We start from the raw sequence: 16,167 nt of genomic DNA, 5'->3' as shown, positions 1-16,167 counted from the left end.
AGAACCTGATCGATGACCGCACCGCTTGAATTCGGACTGGATACCTTTGGCGACGTGACGAAGGACGCGAGCGGCGCCATGCTTCCCCATGCGCAGGTGATCCGCAATGTCGTCGCGGAAGCCGTGCTGGCCGATGAGCTCGGCCTTGACTTCATTGGCCTCGGCGAACACCACCGTTCAGATTTTGCGATCTCCTCGCCCGAGACCGTGCTCGCGGCGATCGCGGCGCGGACCAAACGCATCCATCTCGGCTCGGCCGTGACGGTGCTGAGCTCGGACGACCCGATCCGCGTGTTCCAGCGCTTCGCCACGCTCGATGCGCTCTCCAACGGTCGCGCCGAGGTGATCCTCGGCCGGGGCTCGTTCACCGAATCCTTTCCGCTGTTCGGCTTCGACCTGCGCAAATACGAAGAGCTGTTCGAGGAGAAGCTCGATCTGTTTGCAGCACTGCTGTCGCAAAAACCCGTAACGTGGGAAGGCAAGCTGCGTCCCCCGCTGAAGGACCAGCTCGTCTACCCCCAGGTGGAGAACGGCCAGCTCAAAACCTGGATCGGCGTCGGCGGCAGCCCGCAATCGGTGGTGCGCGCCGCGCATTACGACCTGCCTTTGATGCTCGCCATCATCGGCGGCGATCCCGCGCGCTTTGCGCCCTATGTCGATCTCTATCACCGCGCTTTCAAGGAATTCGGCCGCCCGGCGCAACCGATCGGCGTGCACTCGCCAGGCTACGTCGCTGAGACCGACGAACAGGCGCGCGAAGAGCTCTGGCCCGACTACAAGGCCATGCGCGACCGCATCGGCAAGGAACGCGGCTGGCCGCCGATGGGTCGCGACGAGTTCGTCAACGAGGCGGAGCACGGCTCGCTTTATGTCGGCTCGCCCGAAACGGTGGCACGCAAAATCGCGACGACGGCCAAGGCGCTTAATATTTCGCGCTTCCAGCTGAAATATTCGGCCGGTCCCCTGCCGCACGAGAGGCTGATGCGCAGCCTCGAGCTCTATGGCCGCAAGGTGGTGCCGCTGGTGCGGGAGATGATGGGGTAAGACCGGTGGCGTCAGCCTCCCGGTCTGTGCTCACCAGAGCCTCGTCGAGAAGACTTGGTGCGAAGCTGATTTCAGATGTCGCGCCAACGCCCGCTTGCACCGCCACTTGATTTCGCGATCAGATTGCATTCCCCGGGAACAAGGTGTTATGCTTCTCGACGCCTTTTTCCAGAACGGAATCCTGGTCATGGACGCCCCCAACGTTCCAGAAGTGCCAGAAGTCTCGACAAAAACTGTCGATACCGTCGTTGAAAATCCCTACCTTCATTTCGTCAGCTCTGAAGTTCAGACGGCGCTCGCAAGCATTACCGTATATGGGCTCTCCCGCGGCGTTGCTGCGGGCATTCAATACATCAATAAAGCCCTCCCCCTCGACCACAACCCGGTCCCGGAAGCGTTTCTCACGTCTGTCATACTCGGGGGAGGCGCGATCAGTGCGAGCGCGACATTCCTCCTGATATCGGTTTATCAGATCAGCGTCTTGTTCAAGCGGCTGAGACGGCAATGGGAGAGGTCCTAGCCATGTCGGATATGACAGACTCCCGTGACGCCGCGGCTGACTTCCTCGCTGAACGGCGACTGGCGTTCAGACTAAAGCCGGTTCACCGCAAGGAGCTGTTTTTCGGGTTTTTTCTGAGACTCGTCATCGGGCTTTTTGCAGTCATCGTTCCATCGATCCTGCTGATGATTTTCGGTCCCCTTCTGGACTGGCAGTTGACCGACACCGTGCTCTGGATTTTCGGCGCATACATTTGCTTGACCGTTCTGATCGGCGAACACATCCGATCGCGCATCTACGAAAGGTCGGTCATCATCCTATCGGCACACGCGACAGGCCAAGGCATTCCCGCCGTGCCAGTCCCGAACGGGACGGGGCGCGAGCGTGCGCCGCTCTCCTTCATCGAGCTCTTGGCGAAAAGGTGTTTCGATATCGCCTTTGCAGCACTGGCTTTGATTATATTGTCTGCACCGTTGCTGATCATCGCGATCATCATCAAACTCGATTCCCCTGGGCCGGTGCTATTTCGTCAGAGACGCGGCGGCTTTAACGGCCGCTCATTCCAGATCTACAAGTTCCGAACGATGAGGGTCATGGAAGACGACGGGTTCGTCAAGAGAGCGCTGGAGCTTGACGCAAGGATCACGCGGATCGGTCGGTACCTGCGGAGGACCTCGGTGGATGAATTACCGCAATTGCTCAATGTTCTTACAGGGGATATGTCGTTAGTTGGACCGCGACCGCACGCTCTCGCGCACGACGACCACTATAACAATTTGATCGCGGATTATTCGCTTCGACATCACGTTAAGCCGGGCCTCACCGGATGGGCACAGATCAACGGATTTCGGGGGGATACCCCTACCGTGGATCTGATGGAGAAACGTGTGGAATACGACCGTTGGTACATCAATAACTGGTCGTTCTGGCTCGACCTGAGAATTGTGTTGAGGACCTTCGTCAGTATCTTCGCATCGCGCAACGCCTACTAAGCGAAATGCAAGGGCATGCCTTGGCGGATTCTCCCGCCGACTGTGAGTGAGATCGCAGAGCATGATCCGATACGGTGTTTTATGGTGCCGCTGGTGCGGGATTTACTTGCCTGAACCGTCCACCGCTAGATGAGAAAATCCGACGCCGCGCCGTGGGCCTGCGGGATCAGGGATCCAGGTGCGAGGTGAAGCGTCATCATATGATGATCCGCATCGGTCAGCGTCAGGATATTGGTCTGAGTGTTGAAGGCCTCGTCCACCTTGGTGTCGAAACCATCCAGCACCAAAGTCGTGCCTGGCGTATAGTTCGAGATGACACCGGATGTTTGCCTGGCATCGGGTCCGAAGACAAATGAGTTCGTCCCCGTCAGAACGACATTGCCGCCCAGATTGCCCGTAACCGCCAATGTCCCGTTATTGACGCTGACGGTTCCAGTCCCGCTCAAATTCTCGACCTTGAGCACGCCACTGTCCAGGACAGTGCCGTTGTTGACGAAATTGCCCGAGACATCCACCTCACTGCCGGTGTGCACATTGACGATGCCGCCATTGGTCAAGCCATTCCGAAAGTCGATCGTGCCGCCCTGATCGGCGGTGACCGTTCCAAATGTGTTGAACACGGCGTCGTCGAAATTGAACGAGCCCTGCAAGGCCTCGATCAGGCCGTTGCTGGTCACGGCATTGCCGGTATTCACTTCAAGGGGTTGAGACCCGTTCGCATCGAGCGTCCCGGAGAAGCCGATATCCAAAGTGAGGCTGTGATCTCCGTTTCCGATCGTCCCGGCGCCGTCGATCGTGCCGCCTTCAAGGTCGAGCGTGTGATGCGCACCGCTGTTCAGGATCGAGGCGCCCGGATCGAGCTTGATCTCGCCATTGCCGATCATTGCGGTGTCGCCGGTCAAGACGGCTTTCGCGGCATTGAAGAGCTCGATCTTGCCGCCATTGTTCAGCGTGCCGCTGACATCCAGAACGCTTCCGGCATTGCCGTCAAACACGGCACCCACCTTCAGTGTCAAATTGTTGAACGTGTTGGTGCTGCCTGCAACGGATTCCATAAGTCCGCCGGATGTCGCGCCCAGCGAGACCCCGTCGAGATGCACATTGTCGAAGGTGATGGAGCCGCCATTGGCGACGATCGCACCGAGGGAGCCGCCGGTGACAGTATCGTTCACGAGTGCGAGCATCGCCTGGGTTTCGTTGAGCGAACCGAGATCATTGATCGTGCTGTTGCTGATGACACCGGAACTGCCGGTCTCATGCAAATTTCCGGTCACGCTGATATTGATCGTTGCCCGATCAATCGATGTGAAGCCCATCGAGCCGGTGACGGTCAGGACACCGCCGCCGGTGGTGTCATTCACGTCAGTGACCGTGATCGCGACATTCTTCGTGGTGAGTTTGGTCCCGTCGCTTACCACGACGGTGATGTCATAGACATTGTCGCGGTTCGCGTCTTTCGGCGCCTCGAAGTCGGGCGCGGACTTGAACGTCACATCGCCCGCAGCCGATACGTTGAACAGAGTCGCATCGGTGCCGGAGAGCGAATAGGTCAGCGTCGGACTGTCCACATCAGTCGCCGCGATCTGGTAGGCGGCGGCCGTACCATTCTCCGCGAAGCTTGCGGTCGTGCCCGAGCTGATCACGGGCGCGTCATCGATTCCCGTCAGCGTCACGGTAATGTTCTGCGTCACAGATGCGCCGCTGCCGTTGCCGAGGATCAAGATGAAGGTGTCGGCATGGGTCTGTCCGGCCGCGAGCGGGGCAATGTTGGCGTGAGAGACATCATAGCTCCACGTCACCTTGCCATCGGTGACGTCGACGGTGGCCGTGGCTGTGCCGAGATTGCCGTCTTGCGGTGACGCCACGGCCGTGTAGGTGCCGACAATGAACACCGTCCGCGATGTCGAAACATGGGCAGCGCCATTGTCCGTCAGATTCGCTTGGGTGACGGAAGGCTTAGAAAGATCTCTTATAAAGATGTCCTGGAGGCGGTTGGTATCGCCCGGCACCAGAATGCTGTTTGAAGACTCGAATGCCAATTTGGTGCCATCAGGCGAGAACGCGGGAGTCTGACTGGTCCCGATCTCAAACGGCCTGCCCCCATTAGTCGAGACGGCCGTGATGGCATCGGTGGTCAGGTCCTTCACATAGACCTCATAGCCATTGACACCTGGCACGAGATTGGTGGCACTGGAATAGAACGCGATCTTGGTACCATCAGGCGAGAACACGGGTTTTTGGGCTCCGCCGCTGTCCTGCCGGACTCCGTCGGCACTGGCTGATACCAACGTAATCACGCCTGTGGTCAGATCTTTGATGACAATGTTGCCCATTCCGAAATTGGAACTACCCGGCACAAGATTATCGGCAAAGGTATAGTACGCCACCTTGGTGCCATCGGGCGAGAACACCGGATCGTAGCTGCCGAAATTCCCATGAACGCCGCTAGCGCTGACCGACACCAATGTGGTGGTCCCGGTGGAAAGATCCTTGATGTAGATGTCGTTACCCTGGCCACGGCCTGTGGAAGACGCGAACACGATTTTGGTGCCATCGGGGGAGAATGAGGGGGCGACGCCATTCTGATCCCCGCGATCGCCGGCTTCCGCGTTGTAGGCACTGGGCCCCACGCGTGTTATCGCGCCAGTGTTCAGGTCCTTCAGAAAGAGGTCGCGCAAATGGTCGGTATCGCCAGGCACGAGATTGTCGGCGTCGGAAAGGAATGCAACCTTGGTGCCGTCAGGCGAGAATATCGGGTTGGTACTCTGGAAGTCCGCCTGTGCCCCGCTGGCACTGGTCGACACGCGCGTGATGGCACCGGTGGTCAGGTCCTTTACGAAGATGTCCAAAGTCTGATTGGTATCACCCGGCACCAGATTGTGGGCGCCCGATGCGAACGCCACTTTGGTCCCATCGGCCGAAAAAACTGGCTGGTAGCTCCAGCCATCCCCCTGAACCCCGCTGGCATTGGTTGACACGAGCGTGATCGCACCGGTCTTCAGGTCCTTCACGAAGACGTCGCCTTGGCCGTTGGTATCGCCGGACACCAGATTGTCAGCAGAGGACTCGAACGCGACTTTCGTGCCGTCGGGCGAGAACACGGCCTGGGAACTCACGCCATCCGCCTGCGCTCCGGTTGCGCTGGTCGACACGCGCATGAAGGGATCGTCACTGCCAGCGGTGAAAACCGGTGCTGAATTTGTCATCAGAGGCCCAACCAAGAGATGTTTCGAGCGATAGTCAGAAACAAGAATGCGGCATCAATTCGAACGAGTACCTGCTCGCAACGCAAGTCTAGCGCGTCCAGATGACAAACGTCTGATGTCGCTCGATTTGTCATCGCGACAGTTCGTAAGCGAAGCCGAACACGGCTCGCTCTATGTCGGCTCGCCGGAGACGGTGGCGCGCAATGGTGCGGGAGATGATGGGGTAGCGGTCGAGACAGTCCGCCTGCGCCCTTCGGCGCGGCAGCCTTGGCTCGCTTCGCGTGGCCGCTATCTTGGCTGGCTTGCCCGGCCGTAGCTCGCGAAGCGAGCGAAGGATGGTGGGGGAAGAAGGACTCGAACCTTCGAAGTCATAAGACGGCTGATTTACAGTCAGCTCCCTTTGCCACTCGGGACACTCCCCCGCTCGACGGCAGCACAATCGGGCCGGACCTTACCGGCGACCGAAGACGGCCATGGAACATGAGGCCGCGACAGCCCGGATGGGGACGCGACCGGTCGCGGTTATGGGCGAAGCGGTGGGGCAAAGTCAACCGAGGCGAACAGCTAAAATGACCCTCCCGGGCGCCCAAATTGCCATATTCCGGCACCCGTGACACAAGCGAGCCCATGAAGGACAAAAAATTCGCCCCGAGGGGCCCCCGCGGCGGGGCTAAGCCCTTCAACAGAACAGGGAAATCGGCCGGTCGGCCGGCTTGGCGCGACCGCGATTCGCAGACTGACGGGCCCGTCATCCTCTATGGCTGGCACACCGTGACCATGGCGCTCGCCAACCCGCAGCGCCAGATCCGCAAGCTGACGCTGACCGAGAACGCCGCAAAGCGGCTTGCGGACGACAACATCGAGACCCACGTCGCCCCCGAGATCGTCCGGCCCCAGGACATCGACCGGCAGCTGTCGCCCGACGCCGTGCACCAGGGCCTGCTCGCAGAGGCCGATCCCCTGCCCTCGCCCGACATCGAGGATCTGGAGCAGGCAGGCATGGTGCTGGTGCTCGACCAGATCACCGATCCGCACAACGTCGGCGCCATCCTGCGCTCCGCAGCCGCGTTTGCGGTGAAGGCGATCGTCACCACCGCGCGCCACAGTCCGGAAGCAACTGGCGTGCTGGCCAAGGCCGCCTCCGGCGCGCTGGAGCTGGTGCCGATGGTGACCGTGCAAAATCTTGCCCGCGCACTCACCACGCTCAACGAGCTCGGCTTCCAGACCGTTGGGCTGGACAGCGAAGGCAGCGAGGATCTCTCGGATGTCGTCCTGCGCGAGCCGCTCGCGCTGGTGCTAGGGGCCGAAGGCACGGGGCTGCGGCGTTTGACGCGCGAGACTTGCAGTGTCGTGGCGCGGCTCGACATGCCCGGCGAGATCAAGAGCCTCAACGTCTCCAACGCCGCCGTGCTCTCGCTCTATGTCGGCGCCAGCCGGCTCGGGCTGATGAAGAGATAGCGTTTTCGAGCGAAGTGGATCCCGGTTCGCGTAAAGAAAACGCGTCAAAACAAGAATCAACAAAACAAAACGCCCGCCCGCATCATGCGGACGGGCGTCTCGTCAGATCAAACCGATCAGAGATCAGTAATAGCGGCGCAGCACGCGGTGGCCGCCGTAATACGGCGCCGGCGCGTAACGACGGTGCGCGTAGCCGTAGCGGGGGCCGTAGCCGTAGTGGGTGCGCGGCAGATAGCCGGCGCGCGGACCGTAGCCGTAGCGGTACGGACGGTAGTACGGGCGGCGATAGGGATAGGCGGCCGGCGCTTCGACGGCGGCGGCGCGATAGCCATAGCCGTTGCCGTAACCGTTGCTGTAGCCATAACCATGACCGTAGCCATAGTTCGCGGGGGCAACGACTGCGTCCTCACGATAGGTCGGATACGGCGCGAAGGCGCCCGGGCCGGTGTAGGTCGGGCCCTGGTTGACGTAATAATACTGCGTGGTCGGCTCGGCGAGACGCTCATAGGCACCGTAGCCGGCGCCATAGCCGCCGCAACCGGTGTTACAGCCGGAATAGACCGGCGCAACCGGCTGGCACGGATTGAAGCCGCAAGCCGCGGCGGGCGCGGTGGCGACGAACATCACGGCAGCTGCCGCGACCAGTCCTGAAATCATCTGACGCATTACTCTCTCCTGTTGATTTCCGTTTTTTGACGTTTCTTAACCCGGCGGCTTGCCGGGCACCTCTGCACGCGGCCGCGGCCGACGATGCTGCGGATTGACATTGATCTCCGGCGCCAGGATCACCGGCGGCGGATCGACGGGCACATCCATCTGCGCCGGCAGCGGCGCCGATTGCGCGCCCCAGCTCTGGTGATAGCTCTCGGCGGGTTTTGGCAATTTGCGGTTCGCAGGCGGCTCGACCTCGAGCCGGCCGTAGCCGGGCCGCAGGCCCAATGTCGGATAATAATGGCCGACGTCGTCGGGCTGCCGCTCGGCGATATAGCGTCCGCCATAGATCGTCGGCTGCACCTGCACGTTCTTGCCGAGGCCCCAGACACCCTCGACGACGCTATAGGACGCATCGATGCCGTTGATGATGATGGGCACGCCGGGACGACCGGGAACGACGATATCGAAGCCGCCGCCGGCAAATGCCGTCGCAGGCAGTCCGATCAAGAGGGCAGCGAGTGCCACGGCGCGCATGAGAGGATCCCGTTTATCCGGCGACAACCTAACCGATTGCGACACAGAGAGAGTTAAGGCCAGCTCACCAAATGCCGGTAAGCCTAACACGCAAGGGTCGATAGCGGCTCAAATGCCGCGGGCTGCGCTAGCCAAGCGTTAACGGGACGCAAATCCGCAGCACGAGCCGGAGCGCATCAGGTTGCGTGGCACAAACCACACAGCCTGGGCGGGCTCACGTCGATGTGACCCCGCGTGCGAGAATCCGCGGAACGAGTGCGGGATGGCGCGCTTAGCACAGGTCTCAACAACAACATGGAGAAAATGCCATGACGAGCCCAAGACTTCTTGGCTTGGCCGCAATCGTCGCGTCCACGCTGGCAACACCGGCCTTCGCGCAAACGACAGTCGACAATTCGGGCCGCTGCACGGGGCTGTTCCAGGATCCCCAATGCCAAAATCTCGGCCCCAGCAATCCCAGCACCGATCGCGCCTATCGCCGACGACATATGGCCCGGGGCCAAGTGAATCCGAATGACGGACCGCAATCCGGCTTCTGGCCGGTGGACACTGCGGGCGCGGTCGCTGGTGCCGCCGTCGGCACCGCGGCAGCCGTTGCGTCGGCACCGTTCCGCGGCTGGGACAATTCCTATGCCTATGACAATTCCGGCGGCAACAATGGCCGATACGGCGAAATGGGCTGGTACGGCAGCTGGGACGCCTATGCGGCCCGCAACGGCATCGTGTGCCGGCCCGGCACCTGGTTCAAAGGCGAAGACGGCTGGCAGCATCCCTGCCAGTGAGGCCTTCTTCCATCGCTGGAACGGTTTCAGGCGGCCCGGTGGGCCGCCTGTTTCATGCCGGCGAAACGCCTGCGCGGGTTCTGGCACTTTCCAACCAAGTCTGATATTGCGGCGCGCACAGGCGGACAGCACCGGCACAGGCCGGCCTGCTTGTTCCTTGCCCGTTTCCTGGCGTCGCCGGCTTAGCTCAGCGGTAGAGCAGCGGTTTTGTAAACCGAAGGTCGGGGGTTCAATCCCCTCAGCCGGCACCAGTGCTCGATGCCTGAATTATCTGGCGTTTCTGCGGTCTCCAGCACTTGGTTCGACAGACACAAAAGAAGATCAGTTGTTCCAGTGATGTGCTGATGCCCGATTTCCAGCAACGATTGCAGCGCCTGCGACGGGACGTGGAAGCCGGCCGCGTCGGGACGATCATTGCGCTGTGCCTGTCACTTTATGTGCTGGCTCTACCTGTCATGTTCTGGGCCGGCAGCGGCATCGTCCTTGCGCCAATGCCGCCGGGGCGCAAGGTGGAGCAGATCTTTCCACAAAAGGATTCCCGCTGGATCGTCGCAACGGCTCACATCTTCACGACACCCGAAGAATGGAGTCGGATCGTGGTCTATGAAGATACGAGCCCACTCTCTTCAGGCCGATACGAGATAAAGCCGTTCAACACCAATGGGTGGGCATCGCTGGTTCTCAGAGCAAGCGACGATACCGATCCGACGACGAATGGAAGACGCTACTACGTGGTACTGCCGTAGCTCACTTCGGACCACCGGCGTAATGCATAGGCCGATAGCTTCCCGGCGAGAACGATCAGCACTCATGGCAGACGCGAACCATCAGACGGCAATTATCCGCCCCTTGATGGCAAAGAGATCCTCGGGATCGTAACGCCTGAACTGAGGCGCGATCGTCATCTCTGGAGGCGGCTTCGCCAGCGTTGATGACTCCTCGATGATCTTGAACCCAGCCTCCCGGAACATCCGCACGTAATCGCTGTGCCGCAGCCTGTTGACGAACTGCCTGCCACTGTTGAAGGGGCGCCACTCACCGTCCGAGTAACGCAGGAAATTGAGCCGCGAGATCGACCGGTCGGAACGCGCATAATGATCGCTGTAGTCAATCGAATGCGTGGTGACGCCTTTCGTGACGGCACGCAGGGCCTTCAGAAGACCAGCTAGCTGCTCGGTCGGAACGTGTTCGAGAACTTCATTCGAGCAGGAACAATCGACCGGTCCGTCGCCGGCAGATACGTTATGCGGCGCACGGTAATCGACCCCGAAACGCTGAAGATCGTCCCAACTTCCAATCGGAACTTCCCCGGCGAGCTGCCGGGCAGCCGCATGTCGGACAAGATCGAGCTTCGCCAGACGCTCGACATCGCTCGCGATGACCACTCCTACACCGAGACGCCGAAGCGCCAGCGGGACGGCGAGATCCCGACCAGCTCCAACCTCCAGAACGGTCGCAGGAACCGCCCCCGTATGCCGGACGGCATCGTCCACGATACGCTTGGCGACGGCTGCCAGCGCGTCCAATGTCGCGGCCCGACGCGGCCAGTTGCGAGTAACGCGCCGCTGCAGGAAATAATGCAGTTGCACGCCACCGGGAAGCTCCAGCGCTCGAAATGCCAATGCCTTGAACCGCCAGTCCATTCGCTCAACTTAGACTGGCCGCCTCTTACCGACAACCGTTGATCGAAGTTTTCCAGGACGCTCGCCGTCCTACCCGGCTCAATAGGACGCGATGCCGTCAGCGGGGCGACCCTTGCGGTTCGTGCCATGCAGTGCCTAGCCGCAATCAGGCGGCAACCTGAGCAAGGCACGGTAAAATCCCGCGCATTCGCGCCACAGCGCTTCTCCGGCGGACAGCCCCGGCGCAGGCCGGCCTGCTCGTTTCCTGGCGTCGCCGGCTTAGCTCAGCGGTAGAGCAGCGGTTTCGTAAACCGAAGGTCGGGGGTTCAATCCCCTCAGCCGGCGCCAGCGCTCGATGCCTGTCCCTTAGCTTGAACTTTTTCGCGCGCCGCCGTGTTCCAGGTGCTCGATGCCGGCGCCGACGATCTCGACCCACGGATGTTTCGACCGTTCGAAGATCGATTTGATCGGGGCCGGGCCATTCGGGTCCGCGATCGCACCGACGGCGACGCCGATCATCGCAGGCAGATTGTCCGCGCTCCAATAAACCGTTGACGCGCAATCGGCGCAGAAATGGAAGCGGACCTTTCCGCCGCTCTCGGCGGCACGAACGTATTCCCTCGGCGCTCCCGAGATCTTCACCTCCTCAACCGGGTAAAACGCACCGACGCCGAACGGCGCGCCGGTTCGCCGCTGGCAGTCGGTGCAGTGGCAAGCCACAACCAGACTGGACGGTCCCGGAAGCGAAAGCGCGATAGCGCCGCAACTGCATCTGGCATCGGTCATCGAACACACTCCGTTTCCTCACGCTGGCGCCCACCCGGCATTTGGTTCCGCCGGAGTTTAAATGCCCCCATGCACAACGCCAACCGGCCCGCTCCGTATCTCGGAGCACAGAAGTCGGAGTGTGCATGCCCATTTTGACCGACAACGAGGACTTCGCCATTCAAGCCAAGCTCAATTTCATGCTCGGTGCCAAGACCTACGACACCTACCTTCAGGGCTTTCGCTGCGCGGAATTGTCCGGTGGCGTCGTGATCGCCTATGCCAGCAGCGAGTACATGGCGGGCGTGATCAGCGCCAAATACAGTACGCAGATCGCGGTCGCGGTCGAAAGTGTCGTCAGGCAAACCGCCGCAATGGTGCTGGTCCTGCCCTGTCGCAAGTCTCGGCGTTGACGGCCGCAACACCTTGTCACATCAGGCGCGCACAGGCCCATGATCCGGCAATTCGTCCAGCCGCCATAGCCCAAGGCTCTTGTCGCGCCAGCCGCCGACACCCTCCTCGCAGCGCTCGTTGATCAGTTCGCGCGGCACCGGCCAGTCGAACGGCGCCTTTTCCATGCTCAGTGCGCGCCAGTCGCCGTCCTCGCAGTCGCGATTGCCGTCCCATTCGGGAAACGTCGTGGCCAGCAGGAAGCGCGCGCCGCTGGCGCGAAAGTTTTCGACGGCACGGGCGATGTTGTCGAACCCCAGATGCACCAGACAATCCCGGCAAAGGATCAAGTCGGCCTGCGGCAGCGCATCGCGCGTGATGTCCGCAACGAGGAAACGACCGGACAATTCGCCGCGGGCCACACGTCCGCGGTTGGCCGCGATCAGCGACGGCACGATGTCGATGCCGGTGTAGTCGATGTCGAGCGTCATGCGGCCGATCCAGCCGGCATCGCCGCAGGGCGCATCGAGCAGCGAGCGTACACCGAGCCGTTGCATCAGTTGAGGAAGCGCGTCCCGGATCGCGGCGGTGGCGGGGTCCTCGGAGCCGAGGCCCGACACCGAGCTGGCCGCGCCCCACAGATTCGTCCGCGCGATCCGCTCGAACCGCGCGGCGAGATCGAGGCCCGTGAAATTGACGCGATCGGCGACGAACCGCTCATGGGCGAGCACGGGTGGACGATTGGCGATCATCGGGCGAGCCGTGAGTTGAACTTCCGTCACGGGCGTACTGTACAGGCAGAGCGTCTTGGCGGAAACTCTCCGCCAGCGAACCTGCTTGCGTCAACCGTCCAGTGTTTGTCCGATGCGCCCCACCACCGCCAACGAGAAAGCCAAAATGGTCGCCGGTGCGGTGACGGCCGTCATCATGACGGCCGTGCTGTTCGTCGTCGTTCTTGCAGTCCTGCTGCAATAGGCGCTGTCGGTGCGGCGGACGGATGCCGCCGCGCCGGCTCAGGCGGCGCGCACCGTGCGGAGGAATTTTCCGACTTCGTCCTTCAGCCGGTTGCTGTCGGTCGCCAGCATTTTGGCGGTCGAGAGCACCTGCGATGAGGCCGAGCCGGTCTCGGCCGCGCCGCGCTGCACGTCGGTGATGTTGGTGGAGACCTGCTGGGTGCCGTGCGCGGCCTGCTGCACGTTGCGCGAGATCTCCTGGGTCGCGGCGCCCTGCTCCTCGACGGCCGCGGCAATGGTCGACGACACTTCCGACAGCCGCTCGATCGTCGCGGAGATGTCGCGGATCGCGTTGACCGATTCCTGGGTCGCGGTCTGGATGCCGGAAATCTGCTGGCTGATCTCGCCGGTCGCCTTGGCGGTCTGCTCGGCCAGCGTCTTCACCTCGGCGGCAACGACCGCAAAACCGCGACCGGCTTCGCCGGCGCGCGCCGCCTCGATCGTGGCGTTCAGCGCCAGAAGATTGGTCTGGCCGGCAATGGTGTTGATCAGTTCGACGACGTCGCCGATGCGCGTGGCCGCGACCGAGAGCTCGCTGACGCGCTCGGTCGTGGTGCGGGCCTGCGTGACGGCTTCGCCGGCCATCCGCGCGGATTCCTGCACCTGGCGGCTGATCTCGTTGACCGAGGAGGACAGCTCCTCCGTGGCGGTCGCGACCGACTGCACGTTGCCGGTGGCCTCGCCCGAAGCCATCACGACAACCGAGGTCAGCTCCTGCGCGCGCTGCGCCGTGGAAGCCAACGTCGAGGACGATGCTTCGAGCTCGGTGGAGGCGGATCCGACGGTCTCGATGATTTCTCCGACCGCACGCTCAAAACCGTCGGCCAGGTCGACCATGTCGCGCTTGCGCTGCTCGGCGGCCTTCCGCTCGACTTCGACCTGCGCCGCCTTGAGGCGCTCGACCTCGAGGCCGTTGGTCTTGAAGATTTCGACGGTCTTGGCCATGTCGCCGATCTCGTCGCTGCGGTCCTTCTCGGGCACCTCGATCTTGAAATCGTTGCGGGCGAGGCCTTCCATGGCGAGCTTGAGGCGCGCGATCGGCTGCGACATCGCCTTGAGGCCGATGAAGAGCGCGATCACTATTCCCATAAGCAGGCCACCGGCGCTGACGCCCGTCACGGTCCAGGTCGCGGATTTGGCATCGCGGTTGATGATCTCCTTGCGCTGCGCAACAACCTTGGACACTTCGCCCGTGAACTTGGCGACGCGCTCCAAACCCGCGTCGATCAGCGGGTCACATTCCTTATGCGCACGATTGGCGGCCGCGGTGTTTTCCTCGGGGCTGCTTGCCTGCGAACCGGCCTGAAGCACCGGGTCGCAGCCGGCAAAGACGGCCTTCAACTGATCGCTGAGGCTCTTGATCTCGGTGGTCCGCGTCGGATCGTCCTGCTCGGCCGCGTCCAGGTATTGGCGAATTTCATCGCGGTTCTGCTTGGCGACCTTGAGGCGATTGGCGTTTCCAGCCTCGGTCGACTCGGTGAAGACCGCATAGAGTGCCGCGTGATAGGTCTCGACGCGGCGCTGGGCGCGGGTGAGGTTGAGCGCCGCCGATTGTGCCGCATTGAGCTCGCCGAATCCGTCGACCGTCGCGGAGAGCTCGCGCGTGCCGAAGGCGGCGACGCCGATCATCGCGCAACCCATCACGGTCACGATCAGCGCGACCTTCCATACGATCTTCAGATTGTTCAAAAAGCTCATCTCAGCCGCCCAATTGTTTTTGTCCGGTCTGCAATGACCGAAGCATTCCCAGCAACGCCATTGGAACCTGTGGACGTTAAAAATTAATGCCAAATGAGCTTCGTCGTCTTACGGAAAACTAACTGTTTGAAGCAGGTCCGTAAGCCTCACGTAAGCTTCAGCCGTTTTGCTGGGCATGAGCCCGTCTTTGGACACGCCTCTGAGAAGCAGATCTCCGAGTGCAGGCCTGTCGATGTCGCGCCGAACGTCAATCCGCGCGAGCGAAAGCGCTCACGTCGGGGTGATACCCTCGCCCTCCCCGGGCTGGGCATGCGCGCGCGCCAACTCCTCGACGAAGGCGATCACCTCCGCCCGCCTGTCGGGTGGCAGCGACAGGAAGGCGCGAACGAGCCGCAAGCCCTCCGCCTCGTCCGAGCGTTCTTTTCCGGCATCCATGCCAGCACTGTCGGGCGCTCGGGAAAAATATGCAATCCCTTGCAGGATGCCTTCTTGATTCGTCCCTCGGGCTTTGCTGGAATGGCCCCAACAAGGGGTGACCCATGAAGTGGATCAGGGAGCGCGACGCACTGATCGCGCAGACGTTGGCCTTCGTCCAATCGGTAACCGGCAAGAAGGATGACCTCCATCCGCCGGAAGTCCCCGCGGCTGCACCGGCCATATGGGTCGAGACCGTCGCCGTAAAGACTGTTTCCGTCGAGAGATTCACGGTCGAGATCGAACCGCCGCCAGCCGCCGCACCGCCCCCGCCCCCGTCCGTCATGGTCGCGCCGCCCCGTACCAGCGGCGATTTCCGCACCGAAATGCAGGCCCGCATCGCCAATTTTCGCAGGCATCAGGAGCGCTTCGAGCGCGAACGCGAAGAATATTGCGCGGCGACCCTGACCAGGCTCCGTGCCGCGATCCGTGATCCCTCACTTCGACCGCCAGCCGAAGAATAAGGCCGGCGGATCAGTCAGGTCCCTACAACCACGACCACACCAGCCAGAGATTGGCCGCACAGGCGCCGAACAGTGCCAGCGTCAGTGGCAACAGCATGTGCCCGCAGCAGGTTTTGAGGTCGGTCGTCATGGCCGGAAACATCTGCTGATTCCGGCAAATGAGTCCCAAGGTTTCTTTTTGGGGGGATTCAGGACTCATTAAGGACTCAGGGCCCGGCGGCCGCACCTCGTGATCACGGCCCCGTGATCGAGCCGGAACCCCTCTTCGGCGAGGTCGTTAACGCGCTTTCCCGGAGCGGAAAGAATGCCCTACGCCCTGTTCTGCAACGACGCCCAAATCAGCAAGGCCTATCCCGATGAGGCCGACGTCTGGGGGCTCGCGGAGCGAAGCGGCCTCGTCGTGGACGTCAGCACGGACGACGATCGCCACGGGCCGCGCCGCGTGCTCGACAATGATTACGAGATCAAGCCCTGCCGGGCCGCCCAAGGCGAGGACCCCGCCAGGAACAAGGCCGAGGCTGAACGGCAGTCCAGGATGGAGCTTCCGCTGAATTCCTGAGATCCGACCGGCC

17 protein-coding genes and 3 tRNA genes are annotated in these 16,167 nt (G+C 62.0%); 11 read left to right on the top strand and 9 right to left on the bottom strand.

Annotated features, from left to right (window positions below):
• The first annotated feature begins 12 nt into the window (after positions 1–12).
• The 3 genes from BMW89_RS18625 (at position 13) to BMW89_RS38710 (ending at position 2,535) form a co-directional block, all read left to right on the top strand.
• Positions 13–1,044, top strand: a complete 1,032-nt coding sequence (locus BMW89_RS18625; RefSeq protein WP_092028423.1) for an LLM class flavin-dependent oxidoreductase — start codon at positions 13–15, stop codon at positions 1,042–1,044.
• Positions 1,045–1,192: 148 nt separating this feature from the next.
• Positions 1,193–1,564 carry a hypothetical protein gene (locus tag BMW89_RS18620; protein ID WP_092028422.1) on the top strand — a complete coding sequence of 124 codons (372 nt, stop codon included), beginning with the start codon at positions 1,193–1,195 and terminating at the stop codon, positions 1,562–1,564.
• A 2-nt stretch (positions 1,565–1,566) separates the two neighbouring features.
• The gene (locus BMW89_RS38710; RefSeq protein WP_502686394.1) at positions 1,567–2,535 is read left to right on the top strand and encodes an exopolysaccharide biosynthesis polyprenyl glycosylphosphotransferase; all 969 of its coding nucleotides are present in this window, start codon (positions 1,567–1,569) and stop codon (positions 2,533–2,535) included.
• Positions 2,536–2,660: 125 nt separating this feature from the next.
• Here BMW89_RS38710 and BMW89_RS18610 read toward each other — a convergent pair whose 3' ends face one another.
• Positions 2,661–5,741, bottom strand: a complete 3,081-nt coding sequence (locus tag BMW89_RS18610; RefSeq protein WP_092028420.1) for a VCBS domain-containing protein — start codon at positions 5,739–5,741, stop codon at positions 2,661–2,663.
• Positions 5,742–6,077: 336 nt separating this feature from the next.
• A tRNA-Tyr gene (locus tag BMW89_RS18605) sits at positions 6,078–6,163 on the bottom strand.
• A gap of 205 nt (positions 6,164–6,368) precedes the next feature.
• Between BMW89_RS18605 and rlmB the strand changes: the two genes are divergently transcribed.
• Positions 6,369–7,199 (top strand): 23S rRNA (guanosine(2251)-2'-O)-methyltransferase RlmB, encoded by an 831-nt coding sequence (gene rlmB, locus BMW89_RS18600; RefSeq protein WP_092028419.1) that lies wholly within the window; start codon positions 6,369–6,371, stop codon positions 7,197–7,199.
• A 123-nt stretch (positions 7,200–7,322) separates the two neighbouring features.
• On the opposite strand, the gene BMW89_RS18595 is transcribed toward rlmB, so the two are convergent.
• Positions 7,323–7,865 carry a hypothetical protein gene (locus BMW89_RS18595; protein ID WP_092028418.1) on the bottom strand — a complete coding sequence of 181 codons (543 nt, stop codon included), beginning with the start codon at positions 7,863–7,865 and terminating at the stop codon, positions 7,323–7,325.
• 36 nt (positions 7,866–7,901) lie between these two features.
• Complete coding sequence (locus BMW89_RS18590; protein ID WP_092028417.1) at positions 7,902–8,387, bottom strand: hypothetical protein; 486 nt, start codon at positions 8,385–8,387, stop codon at positions 7,902–7,904.
• Between the two features lie 308 nt (positions 8,388–8,695).
• Here BMW89_RS18590 and BMW89_RS18585 point away from each other — a divergent pair, with 308 nt between their 5' ends.
• From BMW89_RS18585 to BMW89_RS18575, 3 genes are all read left to right on the top strand, one after another.
• Complete coding sequence (locus BMW89_RS18585) at positions 8,696–9,169, top strand: hypothetical protein (protein WP_092028416.1); 474 nt, start codon at positions 8,696–8,698, stop codon at positions 9,167–9,169.
• Between the two features lie 176 nt (positions 9,170–9,345).
• A tRNA-Thr gene (locus BMW89_RS18580) sits at positions 9,346–9,420 on the top strand.
• A 93-nt stretch (positions 9,421–9,513) separates the two neighbouring features.
• A complete protein-coding gene (locus BMW89_RS18575; protein WP_092028415.1) occupies positions 9,514–9,915 on the top strand; it encodes a hypothetical protein in 402 nt (133 codons plus the stop codon).
• Positions 9,916–9,996: 81 nt separating this feature from the next.
• Here BMW89_RS18575 and BMW89_RS37945 read toward each other — a convergent pair whose 3' ends face one another.
• Positions 9,997–10,812 carry a class I SAM-dependent methyltransferase gene (locus tag BMW89_RS37945; protein WP_177196145.1) on the bottom strand — a complete coding sequence of 272 codons (816 nt, stop codon included), beginning with the start codon at positions 10,810–10,812 and terminating at the stop codon, positions 9,997–9,999.
• A gap of 252 nt (positions 10,813–11,064) precedes the next feature.
• Here BMW89_RS37945 and BMW89_RS18565 point away from each other — a divergent pair.
• Positions 11,065–11,139 (top strand) — tRNA-Thr (locus tag BMW89_RS18565).
• 18 nt (positions 11,140–11,157) lie between these two features.
• Here the strand turns inward: BMW89_RS18565 and BMW89_RS18560 are convergent.
• Positions 11,158–11,577, bottom strand: a complete 420-nt coding sequence (locus BMW89_RS18560) for a GFA family protein (protein ID WP_092028414.1) — start codon at positions 11,575–11,577, stop codon at positions 11,158–11,160.
• Positions 11,578–11,702: 125 nt separating this feature from the next.
• Between BMW89_RS18560 and BMW89_RS18555 the strand changes: the two genes are divergently transcribed.
• Complete coding sequence (locus BMW89_RS18555; RefSeq protein WP_092028413.1) at positions 11,703–11,969, top strand: hypothetical protein; 267 nt, start codon at positions 11,703–11,705, stop codon at positions 11,967–11,969.
• A 21-nt stretch (positions 11,970–11,990) separates the two neighbouring features.
• Here the strand turns inward: BMW89_RS18555 and BMW89_RS18550 are convergent, their stop codons facing one another.
• The 3 genes from BMW89_RS18550 to BMW89_RS37940 form a co-directional block, all read right to left on the bottom strand.
• Positions 11,991–12,698, bottom strand: a complete 708-nt coding sequence (locus tag BMW89_RS18550) for a class I SAM-dependent methyltransferase (RefSeq protein ID WP_092028412.1) — start codon at positions 12,696–12,698, stop codon at positions 11,991–11,993.
• A 261-nt stretch (positions 12,699–12,959) separates the two neighbouring features.
• Positions 12,960–14,657: a methyl-accepting chemotaxis protein gene (locus BMW89_RS18545; RefSeq protein ID WP_092028411.1), complete on the bottom strand. Its 1,698-nt coding sequence runs from the start codon at positions 14,655–14,657 to the stop codon at positions 12,960–12,962.
• Positions 14,658–14,927: 270 nt separating this feature from the next.
• Positions 14,928–15,092: a hypothetical protein gene (locus BMW89_RS37940; RefSeq protein WP_177196144.1), complete on the bottom strand. Its 165-nt coding sequence runs from the start codon at positions 15,090–15,092 to the stop codon at positions 14,928–14,930.
• A gap of 104 nt (positions 15,093–15,196) precedes the next feature.
• Between BMW89_RS37940 and BMW89_RS18540 the strand changes: the two genes are divergently transcribed.
• Both BMW89_RS18540 and BMW89_RS18535 read left to right on the top strand, forming a co-directional pair.
• Positions 15,197–15,595 (top strand): hypothetical protein, encoded by a 399-nt coding sequence (locus BMW89_RS18540; protein WP_092028410.1) that lies wholly within the window; start codon positions 15,197–15,199, stop codon positions 15,593–15,595.
• 304 nt (positions 15,596–15,899) lie between these two features.
• A complete protein-coding gene (locus tag BMW89_RS18535; protein ID WP_092028409.1) occupies positions 15,900–16,154 on the top strand; it encodes a hypothetical protein in 255 nt (84 codons plus the stop codon).
• The last annotated feature ends 13 nt before the right edge of the window (positions 16,155–16,167 follow it).

The organism is Bradyrhizobium sp. OK095, from assembly GCF_900109945.1.
Lineage (GTDB): Bacteria > Pseudomonadota > Alphaproteobacteria > Rhizobiales > Xanthobacteraceae > Bradyrhizobium.
Note: the sequence above shows the minus strand (reverse complement) of the source record. Positions and strands in the feature narration are given on the sequence as shown.